The following is a 25,074-nucleotide window of genomic DNA, read 5'->3' as shown; positions in this document are numbered from 1 at the left end:
GAAATTGGTGTCTGAAGATCGAGGAAAGAGCTCAATTTCGCCACCTCAATTTCGCCGCTGGCCGCATGCACCCATGCGTCCCATTAACTGGAATCGCATCCAGGATGATAAAGACCTCGAGGTATGGAATCGGCTGACTGCAAATTTTTGGCTGCCGGAAAAGGTACCGCTCTCCAATGATCTTGCTGATTGGAACCGGCTCAGCGCGATTGAACGCACCCAAACAATTCGTGTGTTCACCGGCCTTACGATGCTCGATACCGTGCAGGCGACAGTCGGCGAAGTATCCCAAATCTCCGATGGGCTTACCGATCATGAACAGGCTGTTTACACAAACATTTCCTTCATGCAATCGGTTCACGCCAGGTCGTATTCGTCGGTCTTCTCAACCCTGACCAGTACCGCGGACATCGACGATGCGTATCAATGGGCGATACACAATGATGTGCTTCAAGAACGAGTACGCGCAGTAATGGTCCACTATTTCGGAGCCGATCCGCTGAAGCGAAAAGTGGCGACGACGCTGTTGTCTTCCTTCTTGCTTTATGCCGGGTTCTACCTTCCGCTTTACTTTGCCGCGCATGGGAAACTCACGAACACGGCGGACATGATTCGGTTGATCTTGCGAGACAAAGCGGTGCATGGCTACTACTCAGGGTACAAACTGCAGCGCGGTCTGGAATTGCACGGAGCACGCCGAACAGGCGAAATAAAGGATTTCACCTTCGATCTCCTTGACCGGCTGTATCACCTTGAACTGGAGTATTCCGAGGAACTCTATGAGCCTCTCGGGCTCTATTCGGATGTCGCCAACTTTGTGCGATACAACGCCAATAAAGCGCTCATGAACCTGGGCTATCCGACCCGGTTTAGAGCGACGGAAACAGAAGTAAATCCCAAGGTTTTGGTCGCCCTCGCCCCTGGTGCCGATGAGAATCACGATTTCTTCTCGGGTTCTGGCTCCTCCTACGTGATCGGGCAAGCCGAACTTACATCTGACGAGGACTGGGATTTCTAACCTCAATGAGAAAGGAAAGAGAAATGAAAGACTATCAAGTAAGTGTGTTGGTGGGAAGCTTGCGAAAGTATTCGTATGCTCGACAAATTGCCCGGAACGCCATCGCGATGCTGCCACCGAACGTCGAGGGGAGCATCGTTGAAATTGGGCACCTACCGCTGTACAACTTCGACTACGACGATCCAGAAATGACGGAGTTTTCCGTGCCAACTAGCTACACGAGTTTTCGGGAAACCATCAAGAATTCCGACGGGATCCTCTTCGTGACGCCAGAAAACAACCGCACCATTCCAGCATGTTTGAAGAATGCGATTGACATCGGCTCAAAGCCCAATAGTGATGTGGCGTGGAAGAACAAGCCGTGCGCCATCATCAGCCATTCAGTGGGAAGAATGGGCGGATATTCATCGCAGAAAAACTTGCGGCTCGCGCTGTCCTACTTCGACATGCGCATGCTCGGCCAACCAGAGGTATTTCTGCCTCAGTCACCGACTTTGCTCGGGGAAGATGGCAGGTTTAACCAAGAGAGCACCGAGCAATTTGTCCGAAAGCATGTGGGCAGGTTTGCCCAGCTCATTCAGGAAGACAAGTGACACAACGCTCCCGAGGGCACAACCAACGCCCAGCAGCTACTTGGCGTAGCGCTGAATCAGCTGCTCTCGCACTTCTCGACGGCGAATCTTGCCCATCTGGTCCTGTGGCAGATCCTCGAAGTGGTAGAACGTGCGAGGCACCTTGTAGCGAGTCAGCTGCTCGCGGCAGTAGGCCTTGAGTCCTTCTGGATCCATCGCTGCGCCCTCAACCAGGGTGACGGCGGCGCACACGTTTTCGGAACCGTCAGCGCGTGGGATGCCGACGACAGCGCATCCTGCGACGTCAGGGTGGCTGTTCAGCACTTCTTCAACTTCCACTGGGTAGACGTTGAAGCCACCGGTGATGATCACTTCCTTGATGCGGGCAACCAGCTTGATGAAGCCGTCTTCCTCCATGATTCCGACGTCACCGGTGCGGTACCAGCCGTCGTGGAAGGAGTTTGCGGTGGCTTCTGGCTGGTTGAGGTAGCCCTGGAACACCTGTGGTCCCTTGGCCAGGACTTCGCCTTCGACGCCATCTGGCTGGGTTTCATCCAGGTTGTCTGGGTTTGCGATGCGGATTTCCACATCAGGGAACGGCAGGCCGATGTAGCCGGGGCGACGTCCACCGTCCATCGGGTTGCCCACGAGAATCGGGGAACATTCGGTGAGCCCGTAACCCTCGACGAGGCGGCCACCAGTCAGCTTTTCCCAACGCTCGACGATCGCCACTGGCAGGGTTGATGCGCCCGAGAAGGAGTTGCGCACGCCGGTGATATCGACGTTCGCCTCCTCTGCAGCCTCCGCGATCTTCTCGTACAGAGTTGGTACGCCTGGCAGGAAGGACGGGGTGTCCTTGCGCATGATCTTCATGATCAGACGCATGTCTGGCGATGGCAGCAGCATAAGCTCAGCGCCACAGCTGATGCCGATGAGAATGTTCGTGGTCAGGCCGTAGGCGTGGAACATCGGCAGCGCAGCGAGGAAGCGTTCTTTGGAATCGCCGAGTCCTGGCACCCATGCCAGCGACTGAATCACGTTGGACATCAGGTTGCCGTGGGAGAGCTGGGCGCCCTTCGGAGCGCCAGTTGTGCCCGAGGTGTAGAGAATCAGAGCGATGGTGTCCTTGGTGACCTCAGGGGAGTTCTCCAGCTGAGTACCACTGCCACCAATCGCATTGCCGATCAGCAGCTCCCATGGCACCGTGTTTGGCGCTTCCGCAGTGAGCTTGTCGCGCATCTTACGCAGCTGAGGCACTGGCAGGCGCAGCGCGAACTTCTGGGCGTTCGGCATTGCCTCAATCATGTTGACGGAAACGATGGTTTCCAGGGACGTCGTCCCGCGCAGCTTCTCCAGGGTGGAGGCCGCCTTGTCCCAGCAGATGGCGATGCGGGCGCCGTGGTCGTGGAATGGGTGCTCGAGCTCGTGCGCGGTGTAGAGCGGGTTGTGCTCGACGACGGTCGCGCCAAGCTTCAGCACGGCGTAGAACGCAGCGACGTGCTGTGGGCAATTGGGCAGAGCAATGGCTACGCGGTCGCCTGGGCGAACACCGAAGGCCTTGAGGCCTGCGGCTGCGCGACGCACCGTCCGGTCAAGTTCGGCGTAGGTTTGGGTGCGGCCGAAGAAATTCGTGGCGATGCGGTCGGCGTGTTCCTTGACGGTTGCCTCGTAGGAATCCAGCAGCGTAGTGTCGCCGTATTCGAGGTTGTGTGGGGTCCACTCCGCGTAAAGATCGAGCCATGCCTTGGATTCATATGCAGACAACGCGAGCTACCTTTCCTGATCAGTTTTCTGCAGGAAAGTATAGCGCTTAGCGATTGTGGCGGGCGAGGAGCTGCTCTTGCACCTCTCGACGACGAATCTTGCCCAACTGGTCGGCCGGAAGCTCCTCGAAGTGGTAGAACACGCGAGGGACCTTGTAGCGGGTGAGCTGCTCGCGGCAGTATTCCTTAAGAGCATCCGGGTCCATGGCTGCGCCTTCTGCCAGCGTAATTGCTGCGCAGACGGTTTCCGAGCCATCGGAACGAGGCATACCCACGACGGCGCACTTCTCGATGTCAGGATGTTCGAGGAGGACCGCTTCCACTTCGCCCGGGTAGACGTTGAAGCCGCCGGTGATGATGACTTCCTTGATGCGTGCGACAAGTCTCACAAAGCCGTCTTCTTCCATGACACCGATGTCGCCGGTGCGGTACCAACCGTCGTGGAAGGACTTTTCTGTGGCTTCGGGCTGATTCAGGTAGCCCTTGAATACCTGTGGGCCCTTGACCAAAACTTCGCCCTCCACGCCGTCAGGCTGGGTTTCATCCAGGTTGTCAGGGTTTGCGATGCGCACCAACGTGTCTGGGAATGGCACGCCGATGTACCCAGGGCGACGGTTCCCATTCATCGGATTGCCGGTGACAATTGGGGAGCATTCGGTCAGGCCATAGCCTTCCACCAGGCGTCCGCCGGTGAGCTTCTCCCACTTCTCCACCGTGCTGACTGGCAGCGAGGATGCACCGGAGAACGAGGCCCGTACGCAAGAAATATCCACGTCGTTTTCTACCGCTGCCTCGATGATCTTTTCGTACAAGGTAGGTACGCCTGGGATCCAGGTCGGGCGGTACTTCTTCATCGCCTTCATGATCAGGTTCATATCTGGTGAAGGCAGGAAAATGATTTCCGCGCCCACGTAGACGCCCTCCAACACGAGGAAGGTCATGCCGTAAGCATGGAAGAACGGCAGCGCTGCCAGGAAGACTTCCTTTTGCTCGCCAAGGTTCGGCACCCACGCCTTGCCCTGGATGACGTTGGCCATCAAATTGCCGTGCGTGAGCTGCGCGCCCTTTGGAGCGCCGGTGGTGCCGGAGGTGTAGAGGATCAGCGCAGTCGTGTCCTTAGTGACGTCCTTCGGAGACTCGATTTCACTACCGTCGCCTCCGATTGCCGAGCCCACCAGGGCCTCCCATGGCACAGTGTTCGGGGCATCGGCGGTGATCTTGCTGCGCATCTTTCGCAGCTGCGGGATTGGCAGTTTCAGTGCGGTGCGCTGCAGGGCAGGCATCGCCTGCGTCATGTCCACAGAAATGATCGTCTCGAGTGGCGTCGTTCGGCGCAGCTTTTCCAGCATGCCGGCAGATTTGTCCCAACAAATCGCGATGCGTGCGCCGTGATCCTGGAACGGGTGTTCCAACTCGTGAGCGGTGTACAACGGATTGTGCTCCACCACGGTCGCGCCAAGCTTCATCACGGCGTAAAACGCGATGAGGTGCTGCGGGCAGTTCGGCAGCAGGATCGCCACACGATCACCCGGGCGCACACCGAAGGCCTTCAAGCCCGCTGCAGCCCGGCGTACCTGGCGATCCAACTCCGCATACGTCTGCGTCCGGCCGAAGAAATTCGTCGCAGTCTTATCCGGATTCTTGGCCAGGTTGTTGTCGTAGCAATCCAAGATGGTGGTGTCTGCGTAATCCAGGTGGTGAGCGACCCAATCTGGGAAATACTTGAGCCAAGCTTCGGATGCGAGGGCAGACATGAAAAGACCTTTCCGTAGGGTGTCCTATCAGTATAGGAACCTATCAGCCGAATTTGGTTAAGCAAACAGTCAAAACCTGGGTATTCCTACGGTCTGCCTTACCAAATCCGTGCCCACTACACTGGACTCATGCGTATCGCCATGATCTCCATGCACACCTCGCCCCTCCAGCAGCCCGGTTCCGGGGATGCGGGCGGCATGAACGTCTATGTCCTCAATACCGCGAGGGAGCTGGCCGAGCAGGGGATTGACGTTGATGTATACACCCGCGCGACGCGTCCGAGCCAGGGCGAGATTGTGCAGGTCAGTAAGCATCTCCGGGTGATCAACATCGTGGCTGGTCCCTATGAGGGACTGGCGAAGGAAGAGCTGCCGACCCAACTCGCAGCGTTTGCCGGTGGCATTTTGGTGTTCGCGCGCTGCCATCACCTGGTGTACGACCTGGTCCACTCGCACTATTGGCTCTCTGGCCAAGTGGGTTGGCTGCTGCGCGATGTGTGGCGAGTGCCCCTCGTTCATACGGCTCACACCCTTGCTGCTGTGAAGAATGCGCATCGCGCTGACCATGACACCATGGAGTCGGAGGCCCGCCGGATTTGCGAGCAACAGATCGTCGATAATGCCGATTTGCTGGTGGTCAACACGCACGAAGAAGTCAAGGATCTGATCAGTCACTATGACGCGGATCCGGACCGGATTTCCGTGGTCGCGCCGGGCGTGAATGTGAAGCTGTTCAACCCGGGCAACGATCGTGCGACGGAGCGTTCGCGCCGCTACCTGGGCATTCCGCTGCACACGAAGGTGATCGCGTTCGTGGGGCGCTTGCAGGTGTTCAAGGGGCCGGACATTTTGATTCAGGCGGTGGCCGAGATGGTGCGTCGCGATCCGGAGCGCAATTTTCTGGTGCTCATTTGCGGTGGCGCGTCCGGTTCGGCGGCGCAGGCCAATACCTATGTTGACCTGGTGCATTCCTTGGGACTTGGTCGCTACATTCGTTTCCTGCCTCCGCGCCCGCCGGAGGAGTTGGTGAGCGTGTATCGCGCGGCTGATGTCGTCGCAATGCCAAGCTACAACGAGACGTTCGGCCTGGTTGCGATGGAAGCGCAGGCCTCGGGCACGCCGGTTGTTGCCGCGCGCGTGGGCGGCCTGCCGATTGCGGTCGCGGAGGGGGAGACCGGCATGCTCGTCGACGGTCACGACCCCACCGACTGGGCCGATGCGCTCGAGAGCATGCTTGACGACGACGAAGCTCGCATTCGAATGGCCGAGGACGCCGTCGATCACGCATCGCAATTCTCTTGGGAAGTGACGGCCGAGCGTCTGACCAGCGCCTACAACGATCTCCTCACTGAATCCCCGTCCGGCTGCTACGACAGGCAAGCTGAAGGGGCCTAGTCCCGGCGGGATTCCAGCCGGGGGCATTCCTCAGCGCGTCACCCCAATCCCTGGCAAAATAGATCCTATGACTACTGGAAAGCTGATTTTGCTGCGTCACGGCCAGTCTGAGTGGAATGCTTCCAATCAGTTCACTGGCTGGGTGGACGTGAACCTGACTGAAAAGGGCGAGGCTGAGGCTAAGCGCGGTGGCCAGATGCTCAAGGAGCAGGGCATTCTCCCTGACGTTCTCTACACGTCTCTCCTGCGTCGTGCGATCCGCACCGCTAACATCGCTCTCAACGAGGCTGACCGTCACTGGATCCCAGTGATTCGTGACTGGCGTCTGAACGAGCGTCACTACGGCGCTCTGCAGGGCCTGAACAAGGCTGAGACCAAGGAAAAGTACGGCGAGGAGCAGTTCATGGCGTGGCGTCGTTCCTACGACACCCCACCACCAGAGCTCGCTGAGGATTCCGAGTACTCCCAGGTCGGCGACGTTCGTTATGCAAACCTGGACAAGGTTCCGAACACCGAGTGCCTGTTGGACGTTGTGAAGCGCTTCGTACCTTACTTCGAGGAGGAGATCCTCCCTCGCGCTAAGCGTGGCGAGAACGTCATGATCGCAGCGCACGGCAACTCCCTGCGTGCACTGGTCAAGCACCTCGACGGCATCTCCGACGAGGACATCGCTGCCCTCAACATCCCAACCGGTATCCCACTGGTCTACGAGATCGATGAGAACGGCAAGGTGCTGAACCCAGGTGGCACCTACCTGGATCCAGAGGCTGCTGCTGCCGGCGCTGCTGCTGTGGCAGCTCAGGGTGGCAAGTAACCCCTTGTAGATGTCGGTCTTCTTCGGATTTTTAGCGGGCGTAGCTGTGGCTGCGCTCGCTTTTCCGGCTGCCGATTTTCTGAAGAAGCGCTACCGGCGCGCCAAGGTTGCGAGCACCCTTTCGACTAACCAGGTCACCACGGTCAGCCAGGTGCTGCACCTTGCGGTCCAGGGTTCACCCACTGGTGTTGTGGTGGTGGATCGCTCGGGGGACGTGATCCTCTCCAATGGCAAGGCTCATGACATGGGCATTGTCCACGAGCGAACCGTGAACCCGCAGGTCTGGTCGGTGACGCAGGAGGTTTTCGAAGATCAGGAAACCCGCACGGTTGACCTGACCATTCCGAAGCGTCGAACCGGCTCCCGCGTGACGGCGGTGCAGGCGCACATTCAGCCCCTCACCCTCGTTGACCTGCGCTACAACGTCATCTACTCCACCGACGAATCCGAAAACGTGCGCATGGAGTCCGCGCGTCGCGACTTCGTGGCTAATGTCTCCCATGAGCTCAAAACGCCCGTTGGTGGCATGGCTTTGCTCGCCGAGGCGCTCCTCGAGTCCTACGACGACCCCGACTCCGTCCAATACTTCGGCACCCGCCTGCACAAAGAAGCCCACCGCATGGCGGACATGATCAACGAGCTCATCTCCCTGTCCAAGCTGCAGGGCGCCGAAGCTCTGCCGGACATGGAGCCTGTGCTTGTCGACGACGTCGTCACTGATGCCATTGCCCGCACGCAGCTCGCTGCTGACAATGCCAACATCCGCATCGGGGCGGGGCGACCTTCCGGCGTGTATGTGCTCGGCGACCATAGTCTCTTAGTAACTGCTGTGGCGAACCTCATCAGCAATGCGATCAACTATTCGCCACAATCGACGCCGGTGACTGTGTCGCAGAAAGTCACTGGTGACGGCACTATTTTGATCCGGGTTACTGACCGAGGCATTGGCATTAGCGCTGAAGATCAGGCACGTGTATTCGAGCGATTCTTCCGCGTCGATAAGGCGCGGTCCCGCAGCACGGGCGGAACTGGCCTTGGACTCGCTATTGTCAAACATGTGGCGCACAACCATGGTGGCACAATTAAGTTGTGGTCGCGGCCCGGCACCGGGTCGACGTTCACATTGGAACTTCCGATCCACGATCCCGATTCTGAGGCTCAGCAGGCCCCTGAATTGGCTCCTGAAATTCCTGCTGCTCGGCATAGTCGCGTACTATCGCGACGAAAGGACGAAAGCGTAAATGACTAGCATCTTGATTGTTGAAGACGAAGAGTCTTTGGCTGACCCACTTGCGTTCCTGCTGCGCAAAGAGGGATTTGAGACCACGTGGGCTCCAGATGGTCAGACTGCGCTTGTTGAGTTTGAGCGTGGCGATTTTGACATCGTCCTGCTGGACCTGATGCTCCCAGGCATGTCCGGCACCGATGTATGCAAGCAGATCCGCACGACCTCCACGGTTCCAATCATCATGGTGACGGCTCGTGACTCGGAGATCGACAAGGTTGTTGGCTTAGAACTCGGCGCCGACGACTACGTCACCAAGCCATATTCCTCCCGCGAGCTCATCGCCCGCATCCGCGCAGTCCTGCGCCGTGGCGGGGAACAGGAATACATGGACGAGGTCGACGACCAAATCCTCGAAGGCGGTCGCGTGCGCATGGACGTTGAGCGCCACATCGTCACTGTTGCCGGCGAACAGGTCCCAATGCCGCTGAAGGAATTTGACCTGCTGGAATACCTGCTGCGCAACGCCGGTCGTGTCCTCACCCGTGGCCAGCTCATCGACCGCGTCTGGGGCGCCGACTACGTCGGAGACACGAAGACCCTGGATGTGCACGTCAAGCGTCTGCGTTCCAAGATCGAGGAAGAACCATCCCGTCCTCGCTACCTAGTGACCGTGCGCGGCCTGGGCTACAAGTTCGAGGCTTAATTCGCGCTAGGTTCGCGTACTCGCGATGTAGTACTACTACGAAAATCGCTTGAAAATAGGTGTTTTTAGCCCGGAACGGTAGTAGTACTACTTCCTCGGTACATGCCACGGCCCTTCTAACCATTGGGAGCCGCGGTTGCGCGACGCTCCACGTATTTTTGCTTCTGCCTGCAGGCTGTGGTGGCGAGTTTGTGTACTTGCGATGTAGTACTACTACGAAAATCGCTTGAAAATAGGTGTTTTTTAGCCCGGAACGGTAGTAGTACTACTTCTTGAGTACGCCCGAAACGCCCGAAACACCCGAAACACCTGAAACACCCGAAGCGGCAGCCGCAGTCGCGGGATGCTCAGCACCCTTGAATCCGGTCTCAGCCCGCGCCTCGCAGTAGGCGGCCAGTTTCTTGTAGGACGCCTCGCCGATGAGCGCAGTCAGCTCGGCTGCGCAGGACTTCCAGATCGGCACCCCAGAGGTGTGGCAGCCTGGCGCGGTGGTGCAGTACCAATCGAAATCCTCGCCACCGTTGCCCCAGCCCCGGCGGTCGTATTCCGTGATCGTGGTGCGCAAAATTTCGACGCCATCGGCGCGATCTTCGTAGGCTTCCAGGCGACGCAGCGGTAGCTGCCAACACACTTCTGGCTTCACGACGGTCAGGTCTTCACCGGTTGCGACCGCCCATTGGTGCAGGGCGCAGCCCGCTCCGGATCCCCAACCTGGGCGGTTCGCGAAGATGCAGGCGCCGTCAACCAAAACGGTTTTGAGAGCTGGTTCGGGGTTGCCGTCTTCGTCGTCGAGCTCGTCCCATTCCAACCAGGGCTCTAGGTCTCCGGACTCTAAGTCAGCAGGGCGGTGTTGCCAGAAGGATGCGGGCATTCGATTCACGGCGTCGACAAGCTGGGCACGGTCGGTGTCATCGGTGAGGAAAGCGCCGTGGTTGCAGCAGCCCACGGACGGGTTGGTCGACAAAATTCCCTTGCAGGCGGGCGTGCCGAATCCGCATTGCCAGTGAGATTCAACCCAGGTGAGGTCGATGACGATCTGGTGGAGTGGGTCCTCGGGATTTGTGAATTCATACCATTCGCGGTCGAAGTCCGGCGGGAGCTCGTCGCCACGCCGAATCGAATCGGCGGCAGGGGACTGGGCCGGAAAACCAAGAAATACTGGGGGATTCACACTTTGACAGGGTAGACCGTCTAATCTGGAGGGGTGCGATTAGGTGTATTAGACGTGGGCAGTAATACGGTCCACCTGGTAGCGGTCGACGCCCGCTCCGGTGGCCACCCGACCCCAATGTCCGACTGGAAGACCACGATGAAGCTCGTGGAGCATCTCGACGCCGATGGCAACATCGACGAAAAAGGTGTGAAGAAGCTGGTCAAGGCCGTCAGCGAAGCCGTTGAACTGTCTGAGACGCTGGGCTGCGGAGAGATGATCCCGTTTGCCACCTCGGCGATCCGTTCGGCAACGAACGGCAAGGACGTCATCGATCTCGTGGCCAAGGAAACCGGTGTGCGCCTGGAAGTGCTCTCTGGCGCGGATGAAGCTCGCCTGACATTCCTGGCTGTACGACGTTGGTACGGCTGGTCTGCAGGGCGGATCACCAATCTGGACATCGGTGGTGGATCCCTCGAGCTTTCTACCGGCACAGACGAAGAGCCAGAGGTCGCGTTCTCTCTCGACCTCGGCGCCGGACGTCTGACCCACAACTGGTTCGATACCGACCCACCTGAGCGCAAGAAGATCAACATCCTGCGCGACTACATCGACGCTGAGCTGGCCGAGCCTGCTCGCCAAATTCGCGCAGCTGGAACCGCAGACCTCGCGGTCGCAACCTCGAAGACTTTCCGCACTCTCGCACGCCTCACCGGTGCGGCCCCGTCTTCCGCAGGTCCTCGCGTCACCCGCACCCTGACTGCACCAGGTTTGCGCCAGCTCATCGCATTCATTTCCCGCATGACCGCTGCCGACCGCGCTGAGCTTGAAGGCATCAGTTCGGACCGCTCGCATCAGATTGTCGCGGGTGCTCTGGTCGCGGAAGCGTCCATGCGTGCACTAGGTTTGGAACAGATCCAGATTTGTCCCTGGGCTCTAAGAGAAGGCGTCATCCTGCGCCGCATTGATAAAGGTTTGGAATAAGGAACATGTCTGAGAAACAGCTCACCGTTGCTGAATTGATGGCGCGCGCCGCTGCTGAGGGGCGCTCTGATGCCCCGAGGCGTCGTCGACGTCGCAGTCTGGAAGATGGTGGCATTTCCGTTGCTGAGCTCACTGGCAGCTTGCCGAAGGTTCAGGCCAAGCCCGAGGAGCCTCGCCACACCAGCGAGCCAATCGACGCGCCGAAGGCTGAGCCTGCAAAGCCTGAACCAGTAAAGGAAGAGCCAGCTAAGCCTGAACCTGTAAAGCCGGAGCCGGTTAAGAGCGAGCCTAAGCAGTCGGTTCCTCCGGTGAGCGTCATTCAAGACAATGATCCAATCCGCCTCACCACTGATTCCTTCCCAGCACAGAAGGCGCCTGAAAAGCCTGCTGTGGAAGAAAAGCCTGCTGTAAAGGAAACTCCAGCTCCAGCGGTTGCTTTCAAGGAAGCCCCTGAGGAGCGCACTGCGCAGATCCCTCCGGTAAAGGAGGCAGCGCAGCCGATTTCGCAGGATGCCGAGGACACCGGTGTCATTCCGGCTGTGGTTGAAGAGCCTTCGGCCGTCGAAAAGCCTGTGGCCGTCGAGGATGAGGACGAGGATGACGAGCGCGTCTCCATCGTGAGCGTCCTGCTCATGGTCGTGGCTGGTCTGGCGATCGGCGCAGCGATCTTCCTTGGCTTCAAGGAGCTGTGGGCAAATGTGAATCCGATGCTGACCGGCGCGCTTGCTGGCGTGATGACGCTCGGCATCGTGGGTGTTGTGCACGCGCTTCGCACCGAGCGTGATGGCCTGTCCATGGCGCTGGCCGCGGTAACTGGCCTGGCGGTAACGTTTGGGCCACTGCTGATCGTCGGTCTGTAAGGTTCCTGCTGGCCGTTGTATGGTGGTCAGCATGACAAAAATTGCGGTAATCGGCGGCGGTAAGATCGGCGAGGCTCTGATTTCGGGCCTCGTCGCGGGCGGTCACAGCCCGAAGGATATCCACGTCGCTAATCGACGCCCAGAGCGAGGCAAAGAGCTGGTGGAAGCCTACGCGGTCACCGACTATGCCGACGTCAAACAGTGCGCCGAAGAAGTCGATGTCGTGTTCCTGTGCGTAAAACCAAAGGACACCCTGTCACTGCTCGCTTCGCTGTCCGACACGCTGGACAACAATTCCCAAGACACAACCGTCATTTCCATGGCGGCCGGCATCACGCTCAAGGCGCTGGAAGAGGTTGTGTCTGCGGGCACCCCGATCGTGCGTGTAATGCCTAATACGCCAATGCTGGTGCGTCGAGGCACCTCTGTGGTTAGCCCGGGCCGTTTCGTGGGGGAGGAACAGCTTGAGGCGATTAGCGAGCTGCTCGGCGCCGTTGGCGACGTTTTTGTGGTCGATGAAGCACACATGGACGCAGTAGTAGCGCTTTCTGGTTCCTCTCCGGCCTACTTCTTCCTGTTTGTCGAGGCAATGATCGATGCCGGAATCAATCTGGGGTTGCCACGCGAAGTAGCGAAGAATCTCGCTATCAGCTCGCTCGTCGGTTCTGGAGCGCTCATGCAGGAAACTGGCGAGGAGCCAGCTGCGCTGCGCGCCAACGTGAGCTCGCCAGGAGGCACCACGATTCGTGCCATCCGCGAATTCGAACAGTCCGGCATGCGAGGCATGGTGTTCCGCGCCACCGAGAAGTGTGCGCAGCGTTCCGCAGAATTGGGGACCATGCGCACCACTGTTGCGGATGAGGATGCTGATTAATGTCATTGCTGTTGAAGATGTGACAATTTTTATATTCTGCGCACTAGCTGGGCAAACGGTTCGGAAACATGAGTTTGTTTCCGAACCGTTAGATTTTTTTTAGCACTCATGTCGCAATAGTCACATGCTTCACGGTAAGCTGACACAAGCACGTGCGTGAAAGTTCTGCGGGAGGGGAAGCCTGCAGCGCGTCTCGTGTGCGAAGGGTTAGATGAATTATGGCTAATGAAGACAACGGCACGTTCCTGACAGTTGCTGAGGTTGCGGACATCATGCGTGTTTCCAAGATGACCGTTTACCGACTCGTTCACTCCGGCGAGCTTCCTGCCGTTCGCGTAGGTCGCTCCTTCCGTGTGCACCAGAGCGCTGTTAACGAATACCTGGATTCTTCCTTCTACAACGCTGGCTAAAACAGCGTCAGAAGCGCTCCTTACGAGATTCGTGAGGAGCGCTTTTGTATATCGTTCCCGCGCAATTGCCGAAATTGCGCAGAATTCAGCAACTTCACGGGGACGATTCGCGCGCCCAAAAGTCAACAGGGGCAATTTTTGAACTCAGCGGGCCAGGCGGTAGGATATAACGCATTCGTGTCAGCGAGCCGGTTCGGTGTGCGCGCTTAATAAACCAGGCGTGCATTTCGACGGGCGAAGTGCACTCGGTCGTCGGCAAGTTTGTTTCAAGCCGAATTGCACGTTGGCAGGTTTTGTACGTACAACTTCTATCAAAGCGAGGTAGCCCTATGGGTTCCGTGATCAAGAAGCGCCGCAAGCGCATGTCCAAGAAGAAGCACCGCAAGATGCTGCGCCGTACCCGCGTTCAGCGTCGTAAGCTCGGCAAGTAAGCCTTCCTGGCAAAACGCCCCCGCCTCCCCATCAACATGGGAAGCGGGGGCGTTTTCGCGTTAAGCAAAGATATGTGTGTCCGGGTGGCGTGTTGTCGGCCGGACGATGTGTGTCTTTAGCCGAGTTTAGGAACCTGAGTTTCGGGGGCGGAAGCGGTTGATTTGCCCTCTGCTGGAGGGATTTCATCCCTAAACTCGGGTTCTTAAACTCAGGCTTCTGAGATAAACCCTGAGGCCAACCCTGTGTTTAGCAATGAAAAGTGCGTCTAGCTGGTGGTGCAGTTTCTGCGAAAGTGCGGGGTCACCTGTGCGGTTTCAATCGCGGAATCTAGCAAGATGTGTACGGCTATGACACCCTGCGCAACATGAAGCACGCATGCAGGATCTACGGACACACTTTCCGCTGCTTATACGGACTGCTTGCCCTTCCACCACCGGAACAGGCCAAATGCGGCCGTCGCGAGGGCGGGCAAGCCAAAGGTGCGCACTGCCTTGCGGACGGAGCGGTAGTCGCGAATCTCCCAGCCCTGCAGCTTGGCCACCTTGAGTAGGTCGCGGTCCGGGTTGATTGCCACTGCCGTGCCCACCATGGAGAGCATCGGTACGTCGTTGATGGAATCGGAGTAGGCGGTGCATCGGGACAGGTCCAAGCCTTCTAGCGAGGCAAGTGCCGCTACCGCGTGCTTCTTGCCGGGGCCGTGCAGAATATCGCCCACGAGGCGCCCGGTGAACCTGCCATCCTTCACCTCGGCCACTGTGCCCAGGGCGCCGGTGAAGCCGAAGCGTTGTGCCAGGATTTGTGCCAATTGCACGGGCGTTGCGGAGACGAGCCAGACCTGCTGGCCGGCGTCGATATGCATTTGAGCAAGCGCACGGGTGCCCGGCCAGATTTTTTCCAGCATGTTGGTGTCTACGATGTCTTCGCACAGCTCGACCAGTTCTTCTACCGTGCGGCCCTTGATAAATTCCAGGGCTTGCTGGCGGCCTTCCGCCACGTCGGCAGCGTTTTCGGAGCCGGTGACGCGGAACTTGATCTGCTTCCAAGCCACGGGCGCGATGTCGCGGACGGTGAAGTACTTGTGGCGGTACAGGCCAATGGCGAACATGATGATCGAAGCGCCCTGGATAAGCGTGTTGTCAACGTCAAAGAACGCAGCTGCGCCGGTGTCCTGCGGAATGTCAGGATCCGGGTGTGTCACGAGGCGGCCGCCAGCGGCTTCGAAGGCGCCTCCGACGGAGTCCATGCCGGCGGTGAAGTCGGAAAGGTCGATGTCATAGACCGAGCGGACGGCGGAAGCGACGGCTGCTTCACCTGCCACCTTCTGGCTTGCCTCATCAACAGGAGGTAGTGCGCGATCTTCCAGGAAGCGACGCAGGTTGCCCCGGGATGCGCTCCAATTGGCGAGGAATTCCTCGGGTGTGAGCGCGAAACCATCCATCGGGGTCCCTTTCAAGCGTGTCGGAAGTACGATATTCAATCGTAAAACAAAAGTATAAAGAATAGGGGTGCGCATGCTGGTTGAACTCATGGTTCGCGAGTCCTGCGGCTCGTGCAAGCGAGTGAAAGAACAGATCGAGCCGGTCGTGCGCGACGCGGGGGCCAAGTTGCTGGTCGTGGACGTCGATGAGCAGGGGCTCGCAGCGGAATATGGGGACCGGGTGCCCGTCGTCGTGATCAACGGGGAGGAATTCGCGTGCTGGGAGGTCGACAACGACGAGTTGAGGGCAGAACTCGGGGGATAAACTTGGACTCCCGTCATCAATAGGGCTACTGTGAAAGATCGAATGTTGAGCCTGTCGGGGTCAATCAAAGGTTTGATGGGAAAGCGGTGAGAGTCTAGCGTGAGCGTACTGGTTGTCGGTATGTCCCACCGGTCCGCGCCTGTGAAGGTGCTGGAACAAGTAAGCATGGACGACGCCGTTCGTGATCAAACCGCGATGGCGCTGGTAGATCAGCCATCCCTGTCGGAAGCGATGATCGTCTCCACGTGCAACCGTGTCGAGGTATACGCGGTCACCAACAGCTTCCACTCCGGCGTCAACGAGGTCGTGGAGGTGCTCCACCAGCGCAGTGGCGTGGACATCGACACCCTCCGCGAGCACCTCTACGTCCGCTATGCCGATGCCGCCGCCGAGCACATGCTCACCGTCACCTCGGGCCTTGACTCCATGGTGGTCGGCGAGCAGCAGATCATCGGCCAGGTCCGCACCGCCTACCAGCGCGCCGGGGAGATCGGCACCGTGGGACAGGCCCTCCACTCGCTGACCCAGGTCGCCCTCCACACGGGCAAGCGCGTCCACTCCGAAACCGACATCGACGACGCCGGCGCTTCCATGGTCAGCTTTGCGACGGCTAAGGCCCTCCAGCTCATGGGCCTGCCGGAATCTGACAAGCCACTGGTCGGCAAGCGCGCCCTCGTCCTGGGCGCTGGCGTCATGTCCTCCCTTTCTGCCTCGCACCTGAGCCGCTTGGGTATCTCTGAACTAATCTTTGCTAACCGCACGCGCTCTCGCGCCGAGGTATTGGCTGAGCGCTCTAGGGACCTTGGCATCGATTCCCACGCGGTGGATTTTGATGATCGCGCGGAGGCTATTGCGCACGTGGATCTAGTGGTGTCCGCAACGGGTGCTGACGTTTACACCATCGATGCCCGCCACATTCCGCGCACCGCCATGCCCCTGATGCTCATCGACCTGTCCATGCCTCGTGACATCGATGATGAAGTCGCCGCCGTCCCAGGCATCCAACTGGTCAACATTGAACGCCTCCACGAGGAAAAGGAGACCAAAACTAATGGCGCGCAGCAAGAAGCACGTGCCATCGTGGATGCCGAGCTCAAGCACTACATTTCCGAGCAGCGCGTGCGCAATGTGGTTCCCGCCGTCGCAGCGCTGAGAAGGCACGCCAATGAGATCGTGACCGTGGAACTCGATCGCCTGACAACTCGCACTCCGACGATGGGGGACGAGGAACGCGACGAGGTTGAGCGTGCGGTGCGACGGGTCGTCGATAAGCTCCTGCACCAGCCAACCGTGCGGGTCAAGGAGCTCGCGGTGACCTCCGGCAGCGTGTCCTATGAGACCGCGCTGCAGGAATTGTTCGGTTTGGAACCGACCAGATCCGCGCACGTTGCTGCGAAAGACCTGCCCAAGGAAGACATTCCGAAGTCCGCCACCACTGTGAACGAAACGCAAGGGGAGAAATGATGCTGAAGATCGGTACCCGAGGCTCGAAGCTGGCCACCACTCAGGCTGGCCACATGCGCGATGCACTGATCGCCGCTGGTTATCCTGCGGAGCTGACCATCATCACCACCCCGGGCGACGTCAACATGTCCCCAGTCGAGCGCATCGGCGTGGGAGTGTTCACCCAGGCGCTGCGCGACGCGATGGAAAAGGGCGAATGCGACATCGCGGTGCACTCCTTCAAGGACCTGCCAACCGCACCCGAAGAGCGTTTCCACCTGGTCGTGCCAAAGCGTTCCTACCCTTTTGACTGCCTGATCTCGCGCGATGGCCTGAAACTGAAGGAACTTCCGGAGGGCGCGCGCGTGGGCACCTCCGCTCCTCGACGCGTCTCTCAGCTGCGCGCCGTACGCCCTGACCTGGACATTCAGCCATTGCGTGGCAATATCGATACCCGCATGGGCAAGGTCACTTCTGGCGAACTCGACGCAGTGATCCTTGCAGCTGCCGGCCTAGCACGTATCGACGTGCTGGATCGCGCGACGGAGATCCTAGATATTGACGTGATGGTTCCAGCCCCAGCTCAGGGTGCGCTGGCCGTGGAATGCCGGGCAGCCGACGCCGAGATCGTCGAGGCATTGAATACCTTGGCCGATCCGCTTGCAATGGCGGAAGCAACCGCCGAGCGCCAGGTGCTGCGCACGTTGGAAGCCGGTTGCACCGCTCCAGTCGCAGCTTATGCGAACGCCTCCGGGGACCAGATGCTGCTTGTCGCTGGTGTATTCGCGGAAGATGGCTCTCGCCAACTGCGCGAGCAACTCACGGGTCCAACCTCCGAAGCTGCAGCGCTCGGTGAAAAGCTCGCGCAGCGCCTGCTGGAACTGGGCGCCGCGGATCTGATGAGCTAAGTAGAGGTTTTCCTAAAACTCGTCCCATGCTTTAGGGTTGACCTAGCATACGAGGACCCCGCGGTTACGCATGGGGTCACTGTCCGGTTTGGTAAAGACGCTAAAAGTTTAGAAAAGACATACATGAGCAAGGCCCCACAGGCTGAAAAGCACAATGAACTCGGCACGGTCATTTTCGTCGGTGCCGGTCCTGGCAATCCCGACCTGCTGACCGTCCGCGCCCGCGAGGTGCTGGGCGGAGCCAGTCTTGCCGTTGTCGACGCCGCAGTCCTAGCGGGCGTTCGGGGGGTCGTGGGCACTGACCTGCCCATTCCGGAAGAAAAGCAGAAGGCCTTCGACGAAGAATACGAGCGGATCTGCGCTGAGGCGAAGGCCAACGGCGCTCGTCGACGCCCACCGAAGCCTCCGGGGCCGTCGGCCGCCGACATCGTTGAGGTCATTAATGGTGACGCAACCGCGGTAGCGCAGCAGCTCGCCGAGCTGGTTGCCACAGGCGTAAACGTAGTTCGCCTGGTCACCGGCAATCCGCTGTCCAGCAATGCGGTTCTCGCGGAGATTAATGCAGTCTCCGCTGCCGGTCTGGAATTCAATGTGGTGCCGGGCATGTCCCTGCCTGCCACCGTGCCAACCTTCGCGGGTATCGCACTCGGCTCTACCTACACGGAAACCGACGTGTCACAGGACGATGTCGACTGGGACGCCCTCGCCGTTGCACCGCAGCCACTCGTGCTGCAGGCAGAAGCTGGCGATCTGCCGACCATTTCTGCAGAGCTCAAGGCACGAGGCCTCACGGCTGAGCTGCCAGCTACTGTGACCGTCAACGGCACCACCCGCCTGCAGCGCACTTACGACACCACGCTTGGCACCCTCGGCAAGATCGACGGCGAACTGCCGGGACGCATCGTGGTGACCCTGGGCAAGGGCGTGGACAACCGCTCCAAGTACTCCTGGTGGGAAAACCGCAGCCTCTACGGCTGGCGCGTGTTGGTGCCACGCTCCAAGGAGCAGGCCGGCCCAATGTCCACTCGTCTCGCCAGCCATGGCGCGATCCCACAAGAAGTGCCAACCATCTCCGTGGAGCCACCGCGCAACCCGGCGCAGATGGAACGTGCCATCAAGGGCATCGTGGAGGGCCGCTACCAGTGGATCGCGCTGACCAGCGTCAACGCCGTGAATGCGCTGTGGGAGAAGGTCACCGAATTTGGCCTCGATGCCCGCTCCTTCGCTGGCGTTCACATCGCCTGCGTCGGTCACAAGACCGCTGAGGCCGTCAGTGCGCTGGGCATCACCCCAGAGCTGCTGCCGAAGTCCACGGAGCAGAACGCTCAGGGCCTGGTGAACGTCTTCCCTGAGTACGACGAAGAACTCGATCCAGTTGGTCGTGTGCTGCTGCCGCGCGCTGACATTGCCACGGACGTCCTCGTTGATGGCCTGATCCAACTCGGCTGGGAAGTAGACGACATCGTCGCCTACCGCACCGTGCGCGCCGCCCCGCCTTCTGCGGAGGTGCGCGACATGATCAAGTCCGGTGGTTTCGACGCGGTGTGCTTCACCTCGTCTTCCACCGTGGCCAACCTGGTAGGCATCGCTGGCAAACCACACCAGCGCACGATCATTGCCTGCATTGGCCCAATGACTGCCGCCACTGCGAAGGAACTTGGTCTTAGAGTAGATGTAGTTCCAGAAGTCGCGGGCATCCATGAACTGGTGGATGCACTGGCAGAGCACGTAGCTGGACTGCGTGCCGCCGGTCAGTTGCCGCCACCACGGAAGAAGCGACGCGCGCGTCGAAAAGCTGCAGAATAGGAGAAACAATGTCACGATCCATCACCCGCCGTCCTCGCAGGCTCCGCACTAGCCCAGCGATGCGCAGTTTCGTGGCAGAGACCTCCCTGCGCCCGGCGGACCTGATCCTGCCGATGTTCATCGCTGATGGCATCACCGAGCCGAACCCAATTGCGTCCATGCCGGGCGTTGTCCAGCACACATTTGAGTCGCTGCTGGACGCCGTGGCGGAGGCTAGGGAAGTGGGCATCAAGTGCATCGACCTGTTCGGCGTGCCGCTGGATATCGATAAGGACGCCGAAGGCAGCCAGGCTTGGGCCGAGGACGGCGTGCTCAACCGCGCGATCAAGGCTGTGCGCGAACGCTTTGGCGACGACATCCTGGTCATGGCCGACACCTGCCTGGACGAATTCACCTCCCACGGCCACTGTGGTGTGCTGGCAACGGATGCTCATGGCGCGACCATCGTGGACAATGACGCCACCCTGGAGCGCTACCAGAAGATGGCCGTTGCCCAGGCGAAGGCCGGTGCCCACATTGTGTCCCCATCGGGCATGATGGACGGCCAGATCGACGCGATCCGCGAGGCGCTCGATGAGGCGGGCTACCAGGACGTAGCCATCATGGCTTACTCTGCCAAGTACGCCTCCGCGTTCTACGGCCCGTTCCGCGACGCCGTCGGCTCCTCCCTTGAAGGCGACCGACGCACCTACCAGCAGGATCCGGCGAACATCCGCGAGTCCCTGCTTGAGGTCGAGCTGGATATCGCGGAGGGCGCGGATTTCATCATGGTCAAGCCTGGCCTGCCGTACCTAGACGTACTGCGCGCTGTTGCGGAGATCTCGCCGGTGCCAGTTGCCGTGTACCAGGTCTCAGGCGAGTACGCGATGATCAAGGCAGCTGCGCAGAATGGCTGGCTCGATGGCGACGCGTCCATGATGGAGGCGCTGGTTTCGCTTAAGCGCGCCGGCGCGAACCAGATTCTGACCTATTTTGCAGTCGAGGCCGCGCGGATCCTGCGCGCCCAGTACTAAAGGGCCCGTAGTGGAAGAAAAGAAGCGCCCAGAGGCGGTTGATCTCGCCTGGAAGTTGTGGCTGGCCGTGGTCGCCGGTGAGTGCCTGCACCAAATTCTCAACGTGGTGACGGGCTTCTTCGGCATCGGTGAAGTCAAGCAGGCTGCGCGCGAGTCTATGAACTCGCAGCAGCTGGAAATGCTCAGCGAGGCCCAGCTCACCACCATCGCAGGCTTCGCCCTCATCATCGCAGGACTCATCGCCATGACCGTGATGGTCGTGGTCGCCTGGACGGCCCGCACCTTCCTCAAGGGTGGCCCGAAGGCTGAGGGCTCTCGGCGCTTCCTCACCTTCTTCGCCGCCTACTTCGCGTTCCGTGGCGTGTTCGTTTTCGAGCTCGCGCTCACCTCAACCGTCCCGCTCGCCCTGGTGCTTAGCGACGGCATCGCCCAGCTTCTGGTAGCCGTGCTCGCGGTGCTCGCAGCCCTATTCGGTGGTAAGAAAGAATCCGTTGAGTGGGCACGCGCAACGCCTGCCGAGACCCCTTAAGGATCCCTGCAATGCCAAACATGTTCCCCACGATGTACCGTGGCGACGACGATCGCGCTGGACACCCCCAGACGGAATCAGATCCCCGCGTTGAGCCGAAGGCCCTGCGCGTGGGCTACTGGTGGTTGATCGTCACCGCAGGCATCACCATCTTCTTTGGCCTCGTGGTGGCCACGGCTGGCTACACCGGCGATCCGAACGTAGATCCTCGGCTGATGGCTGCCGTGGAAGCGAATCAGCGCGTGGTGGGCATCATCAACATCGTTGCGGGCTTCGTGCTGGCCATGCTGCTGACCCAGGTGCGTCGCGCCGCCAAGTACGCCCGCCGTTGGACTGTAGCAATCATCTTGCTCTTGGTGATCGTTGACCTCGTAGCTTTCACCGTGAAGGCCGCTGGCGTGGGCATCGCGATCATTCCGCTCCTGCTCACCATCGGCGCCCTGATCATTTACCGCCCGGCAGTAAACCGGTATGTCGCCTACCGAAACGACGAGCTTTTCTATGAGTAGCACCGACGAAACCCCAACTCACCTGCAAAACTCGGCCCGCCAGGTCGATGAAGCCATCGCCGAGGCGAAGAAGGCCGCCGTTGAGGCAGGTATTGAAGGTACCCCGGAATCCAACGAGTCGGCGCATGTGCGCCTTGCTCGTCGACAAGCTTCCGCACACACCTCCTTCGCGCTCGAGCTCGAGGGGCTGGAGTCGGCGCTGCACGTCAAGGACATCGAGCAGCGACTCAGCCAGAACCCGGGCATCCGCGCGACCGTGGTGTACGAGTCCGCTACCGCCTGGATCACCGCGCCCGATGACGTCAAACCCGACGACATCATCGCGATCTTCGCCGATTTCGGGGTGAAGGCGAACCTGACCAACGCGTCGCTGCGACGCCGCGCCGAACGACTCAGCCAGCAGAAACGACCGGTTCCAGTGCGAGGCCGCAAAGAATCGCTGTCGGTGCGTGCCGTGCGACTGCAGCGCAACCGACGCCGCCGGGCCGAGCAACAAGTCGACCAGGCTGCCAGGCGTGCGGGCAGGCTTCACGACGTCCATGTGGTCCGCCAACCCGATCAAGAACCCACCGAGGTGCTGTTTACCGCCAAGGAGCTGCTGACCCGTGGGCGACTGATCGTGAGCTTCCTTTGCAGCTTGCCGATCTTCGTGCTGTCCTACGTCACCGACCTGCAGTTCGACTACTGGCAATGGGTGTGCCTCGCATTCGCAACCCCCGTGGTCACCTATGGTGCGTGGCCGTTCCACCGCGCGATGGCAGGTGGTTTGCGCAGGGGCATGTCGGCGCTCGATGCTGCTAGCTCTGCTGCTGTGCTCACCTCGTACATCTGGTCCGTGTTCCTGCTTGTCTTCACAACGGCTGGGCACCCTGATTGGCGCTTTCAGCCACAATGGCTCGCGCACAATTACAACCGCGTGGCCCAGGGCGAATTCTTCCTCGACGTCGCCTGCGGCGTGACGCTCATTATGCTGCTCGGCAGTTTGTTCACCAGGCGCACGCGTCCGGACCTTATGGACGAGTACAACGCCAACATCGTGGGCGAACTCAAGACCGTGACCGTTGTGCGCAAGGATGCTGCGACCGGCAAGTCCGTGCACGTGGAAATTCCGCTGCAGGAAATCCGCGTGGGCGACGACATCATCGTTCCAGGTGGATCCACCATTCCAGTGGACGGGCGCGTCATCGGTGGCGCTGCCGAGGTCCGGCCCGGCATGTTCTCCGACTATGCCGGTGGCACCGAAAAAGTAAAGGTGAATTCCACCGTCCACGCAGGTGGCTTCCTGCTCAGTGGGCCGCTGAAGATTCGCGTGCAAAAGACCGGCTCACAAACGCGCATCGCGGCCATCCACCGCTGGGTGGACGAAGCGTCCTACCAGCAAAACCGATCGGCTCAGCTGGCGACCAAGACTGCATCGCTGCTCGTGCCGTGGGCGCTCGGCCTCGCGCTGTTGGACTTCTTCCTGTGGTGGCTGATCGGCGCCAACATCAACGCCGCGGTTGCCTCCGCCTTGGCGATTCTCTCCGGCGTCGCCCCCGTGGCACTTGCGCTGTCCACCAACCTGGCGATGAAGCTCGGCATCGAACAGTTTGCCCGTCACGGCGTGCTCGTCCGCAATGCGGAAACCATCCGCGAGCTGGACGAAATCACCGCCGTGGTGTTCAACCGAGTGGGCACGCTCACCGAACGAGACATGTCCGTTGAGACCATTTCCGTTGCCGAGGGCGAGAACCCAGAACTCGTGCTGCGTGTTGCTGGCGCGCTCGCAATGGAAAGCGAGCACCCAGCCTCGAAGGCCCTGGTCCGTGCTGCTCGCGAGGCCCGCGACGCAGGCACCGGCGGCGAAGAGATCCCGCACTGGATTGAGGTGGGCCACCCGCAGGTCATGGAAGATGGTGGTCTTACCGGTGGTATCGAAATCCCAATGAAGGACTCCTCCGGCGAGATGGAGATGCGCCAGGTGGAAGCCACCCTCGTGCGACCACACGACCTCTCCGGGCTGTCCAGCCGCCTGTCCAATGTGGCAGTGTCCGGTGGCATCCCTATTGTGGTCAGCTGGAAGGGCCAGGCTCGTGGCGTGATCACTTTGCGCCAAGACAATAAGCCTGATGCGCTGGATGCGATTGGTTCGCTGGAAGACATGGGCATCGAAACCATCATGATCACCCGCGACATGTACCCAGTCGCCCGCCGCTTTGCTGACAACCTCGGCATGAGCCGCGTCCTCGCAGGCATCGCCCTGAAGAAGAAAGTCCTGGCAGTGCGCTCCGTTCACACCCAGGGTGAACAGGTAGCAATGGTAGGCGGCCTCGGAGTGCGCGAATGCCTCGACGTGGCTGACGTGGGAATCTTGATGCAAAACAACGTGTGCCTTGACGCCCGCGAAGCCGACGTCGTCCTCCTGCGCACTGACGTCAACGTGATCCCAGAAACCATGGGCCTAGCCCGCCGAATCTCCGCCCTCGTCGACCGGAACATTCTCCTGGCCTGGGGCTACAACGCCATTGTCATGGTCCTCGCGATCGCAGGCCTGCTGCACCCCATGGCAGCAACTCTCCTCACGATCGCAATCACCCTCATCATCGAAGCCCGCGCGAACAGCGTGAGGAGGTTCTAGCTTTTACCCATCAGGATCATTACCGTGAGGTTGCCGGATTTCTTGGGGGCGTGCTCGAGCGACTAAGACTCTGAAAAGCTCCCAATCTTCTCAATGCAGTCAATAGACCCGAGATTCCTATTGGCAACAGAAGCAATATGATAAAACCCCCGGCCAAGATAGGGCTGCCACGGTATCTCACCAATACTGCCAGTGCAACTAATCCTAAGGCAGTCAGCGTCAAGTCAAACTTGAAATTATTCACAGCGATTAAATTGAGGCTAAAAGAACTGACTAAACTTATTGGGCCAAGAATTAGGCACACGGCGGCTAAATCACTGATAGGGTTTGTCAACCCAAAGTATTCAAACAATTGACCTAGAACGCCAAAGAGAATGGCCGCAAACTCCACAAATGGAATGCGCCACCCCTTTATTGATGCCAGCGGTTTCGCGTCGATCGAATGTGGGTGTTCTTTCAAAATCGATTCACCAGCCATTGCTAATTCTTGACCGTTTGATACATTGCATCAGCATCGTTTCGGCAAAATTGTTTCGTTTCACGATGGACA

General features: G+C 59.7%; 23 protein-coding genes. 19 read left to right on the top strand and 4 right to left on the bottom strand.

The genetic code is table 11. The features are described 5' to 3' along the window. Positions 1 to 7: 7 nt before the first annotated feature. Both nrdF and WG939_RS05400 read left to right on the top strand, forming a co-directional pair. Positions 8 to 1,018, top strand: a complete 1,011-nt coding sequence (gene nrdF, locus WG939_RS05405; protein ID WP_445227872.1) for a class 1b ribonucleoside-diphosphate reductase subunit beta — start codon at positions 8 to 10, stop codon at positions 1,016 to 1,018. Between the two features lie 23 nt (positions 1,019 to 1,041). Then, positions 1,042 to 1,611 (top strand): NADPH-dependent FMN reductase, encoded by a 570-nt coding sequence (locus WG939_RS05400; RefSeq protein ID WP_339983452.1) that lies wholly within the window; start codon positions 1,042 to 1,044, stop codon positions 1,609 to 1,611. 36 nt (positions 1,612 to 1,647) lie between these two features. Here WG939_RS05400 and WG939_RS05395 read toward each other — a convergent pair whose 3' ends face one another. Continuing rightward, positions 1,648 to 3,354 (bottom strand): long-chain-fatty-acid--CoA ligase, encoded by a 1,707-nt coding sequence (locus tag WG939_RS05395; RefSeq protein ID WP_339983450.1) that lies wholly within the window; start codon positions 3,352 to 3,354, stop codon positions 1,648 to 1,650. Positions 3,355 to 3,400: 46 nt separating this feature from the next. Next, positions 3,401 to 5,107 carry a long-chain-fatty-acid--CoA ligase gene (locus WG939_RS05390; RefSeq protein ID WP_339983448.1) on the bottom strand — a complete coding sequence of 569 codons (1,707 nt, stop codon included), beginning with the start codon at positions 5,105 to 5,107 and terminating at the stop codon, positions 3,401 to 3,403. A 129-nt stretch (positions 5,108 to 5,236) separates the two neighbouring features. Here WG939_RS05390 and mshA point away from each other — a divergent pair, with 129 nt between their 5' ends. The 4 genes from mshA to WG939_RS05370 all read left to right on the top strand — a co-directional run bounded on the left by mshA (position 5,237) and on the right by WG939_RS05370 (position 9,247). After that, on the top strand, positions 5,237 to 6,502 hold the full coding sequence (mshA, locus tag WG939_RS05385; RefSeq protein WP_339983446.1) for a D-inositol-3-phosphate glycosyltransferase: 1,266 nt from the start codon (positions 5,237 to 5,239) through the stop codon (positions 6,500 to 6,502). Positions 6,503 to 6,569: 67 nt separating this feature from the next. Next, positions 6,570 to 7,316, top strand: a complete 747-nt coding sequence (locus WG939_RS05380) for a phosphoglyceromutase (RefSeq protein ID WP_339983444.1) — start codon at positions 6,570 to 6,572, stop codon at positions 7,314 to 7,316. A 10-nt stretch (positions 7,317 to 7,326) separates the two neighbouring features. Beyond that, the gene (locus WG939_RS05375) at positions 7,327 to 8,565 is read left to right on the top strand and encodes a sensor histidine kinase (protein ID WP_339983442.1); all 1,239 of its coding nucleotides are present in this window, start codon (positions 7,327 to 7,329) and stop codon (positions 8,563 to 8,565) included. Next, positions 8,558 to 9,247 (top strand): response regulator transcription factor, encoded by a 690-nt coding sequence (locus tag WG939_RS05370; RefSeq protein ID WP_339983440.1) that lies wholly within the window; start codon positions 8,558 to 8,560, stop codon positions 9,245 to 9,247. Before WG939_RS05375 ends, WG939_RS05370 begins: the two co-directional genes overlap by 8 nt. Before the next feature lie 265 nt (positions 9,248 to 9,512). On the opposite strand, the gene WG939_RS05365 is transcribed toward WG939_RS05370, so the two are convergent. Further along, positions 9,513 to 10,418 carry a hypothetical protein gene (locus WG939_RS05365; protein ID WP_339983438.1) on the bottom strand — a complete coding sequence of 302 codons (906 nt, stop codon included), beginning with the start codon at positions 10,416 to 10,418 and terminating at the stop codon, positions 9,513 to 9,515. 33 nt (positions 10,419 to 10,451) lie between these two features. On the opposite strand from WG939_RS05365, the gene WG939_RS05360 reads away from it, so the two are divergent. The 5 genes from WG939_RS05360 to WG939_RS05340 all read left to right on the top strand — a co-directional run bounded on the left by WG939_RS05360 (position 10,452) and on the right by WG939_RS05340 (position 13,956). Next, on the top strand, positions 10,452 to 11,381 hold the full coding sequence (locus tag WG939_RS05360; RefSeq protein WP_339983436.1) for a Ppx/GppA phosphatase family protein: 930 nt from the start codon (positions 10,452 to 10,454) through the stop codon (positions 11,379 to 11,381). Positions 11,382 to 11,386: 5 nt separating this feature from the next. Next, positions 11,387 to 12,241, top strand: coding sequence for a hypothetical protein (locus tag WG939_RS05355; RefSeq protein ID WP_339983434.1), 855 nt, complete (start codon positions 11,387 to 11,389; stop codon positions 12,239 to 12,241). Between the two features lie 31 nt (positions 12,242 to 12,272). Beyond that, entirely contained in the window at positions 12,273 to 13,115 is an 843-nt protein-coding gene (proC, locus tag WG939_RS05350; RefSeq protein ID WP_339983433.1) for a pyrroline-5-carboxylate reductase, read from the top strand. 218 nt (positions 13,116 to 13,333) lie between these two features. Next, complete coding sequence (locus WG939_RS05345) at positions 13,334 to 13,525, top strand: helix-turn-helix domain-containing protein (protein WP_182387045.1); 192 nt, start codon at positions 13,334 to 13,336, stop codon at positions 13,523 to 13,525. 329 nt (positions 13,526 to 13,854) lie between these two features. After that, the gene (locus WG939_RS05340; protein WP_003855542.1) at positions 13,855 to 13,956 is read left to right on the top strand and encodes a 30S ribosomal protein bS22; all 102 of its coding nucleotides are present in this window, start codon (positions 13,855 to 13,857) and stop codon (positions 13,954 to 13,956) included. Between the two features lie 407 nt (positions 13,957 to 14,363). On the opposite strand, the gene WG939_RS05335 is transcribed toward WG939_RS05340, so the two are convergent. After that, the gene (locus tag WG939_RS05335; protein ID WP_339983429.1) at positions 14,364 to 15,395 is read right to left on the bottom strand and encodes an HAD family hydrolase; all 1,032 of its coding nucleotides are present in this window, start codon (positions 15,393 to 15,395) and stop codon (positions 14,364 to 14,366) included. A gap of 73 nt (positions 15,396 to 15,468) precedes the next feature. Here WG939_RS05335 and WG939_RS05330 point away from each other — a divergent pair, with 73 nt between their 5' ends. The 8 genes from WG939_RS05330 (at position 15,469) to WG939_RS05295 (ending at position 24,524) form a co-directional block, all read left to right on the top strand. Continuing rightward, positions 15,469 to 15,699, top strand: a complete 231-nt coding sequence (locus WG939_RS05330) for a glutaredoxin family protein (RefSeq protein ID WP_339983427.1) — start codon at positions 15,469 to 15,471, stop codon at positions 15,697 to 15,699. A 99-nt stretch (positions 15,700 to 15,798) separates the two neighbouring features. Further along, positions 15,799 to 17,163, top strand: coding sequence for a glutamyl-tRNA reductase (locus WG939_RS05325; protein WP_339983425.1), 1,365 nt, complete (start codon positions 15,799 to 15,801; stop codon positions 17,161 to 17,163). Then, positions 17,160 to 18,050, top strand: a complete 891-nt coding sequence (hemC, locus tag WG939_RS05320; RefSeq protein WP_339983423.1) for a hydroxymethylbilane synthase — start codon at positions 17,160 to 17,162, stop codon at positions 18,048 to 18,050. The genes WG939_RS05325 and hemC overlap by 4 nt, the downstream gene beginning before the upstream one ends. 123 nt (positions 18,051 to 18,173) lie before the next feature. Next, entirely contained in the window at positions 18,174 to 19,856 is a 1,683-nt protein-coding gene (locus WG939_RS05315; RefSeq protein WP_339983421.1) for a bifunctional uroporphyrinogen-III C-methyltransferase/uroporphyrinogen-III synthase, read from the top strand. An 8-nt stretch (positions 19,857 to 19,864) separates the two neighbouring features. After that, a complete protein-coding gene (hemB, locus tag WG939_RS05310) occupies positions 19,865 to 20,869 on the top strand; it encodes a porphobilinogen synthase (protein ID WP_339983419.1) in 1,005 nt (334 codons plus the stop codon). 10 nt (positions 20,870 to 20,879) lie between these two features. Further along, a complete protein-coding gene (locus tag WG939_RS05305; RefSeq protein ID WP_339983417.1) occupies positions 20,880 to 21,398 on the top strand; it encodes a hypothetical protein in 519 nt (172 codons plus the stop codon). Between the two features lie 11 nt (positions 21,399 to 21,409). Continuing rightward, a complete protein-coding gene (locus WG939_RS05300) occupies positions 21,410 to 21,907 on the top strand; it encodes a hypothetical protein (RefSeq protein WP_339983415.1) in 498 nt (165 codons plus the stop codon). Further along, on the top strand, positions 21,900 to 24,524 hold the full coding sequence (locus WG939_RS05295) for a heavy metal translocating P-type ATPase (RefSeq protein WP_339983413.1): 2,625 nt from the start codon (positions 21,900 to 21,902) through the stop codon (positions 24,522 to 24,524). The genes WG939_RS05300 and WG939_RS05295 overlap by 8 nt, the downstream gene beginning before the upstream one ends. Positions 24,525 to 25,074 lie beyond the last annotated feature (550 nt).

The sequence above is a fragment of the Corynebacterium sp. H130 genome (assembly GCF_037572395.1).
GTDB lineage: Bacteria > Actinomycetota > Actinomycetes > Mycobacteriales > Mycobacteriaceae > Corynebacterium.
The sequence above is the reverse complement of the archived record's forward strand: the minus strand, read 5'-3'. Positions and strand labels throughout refer to the sequence as shown.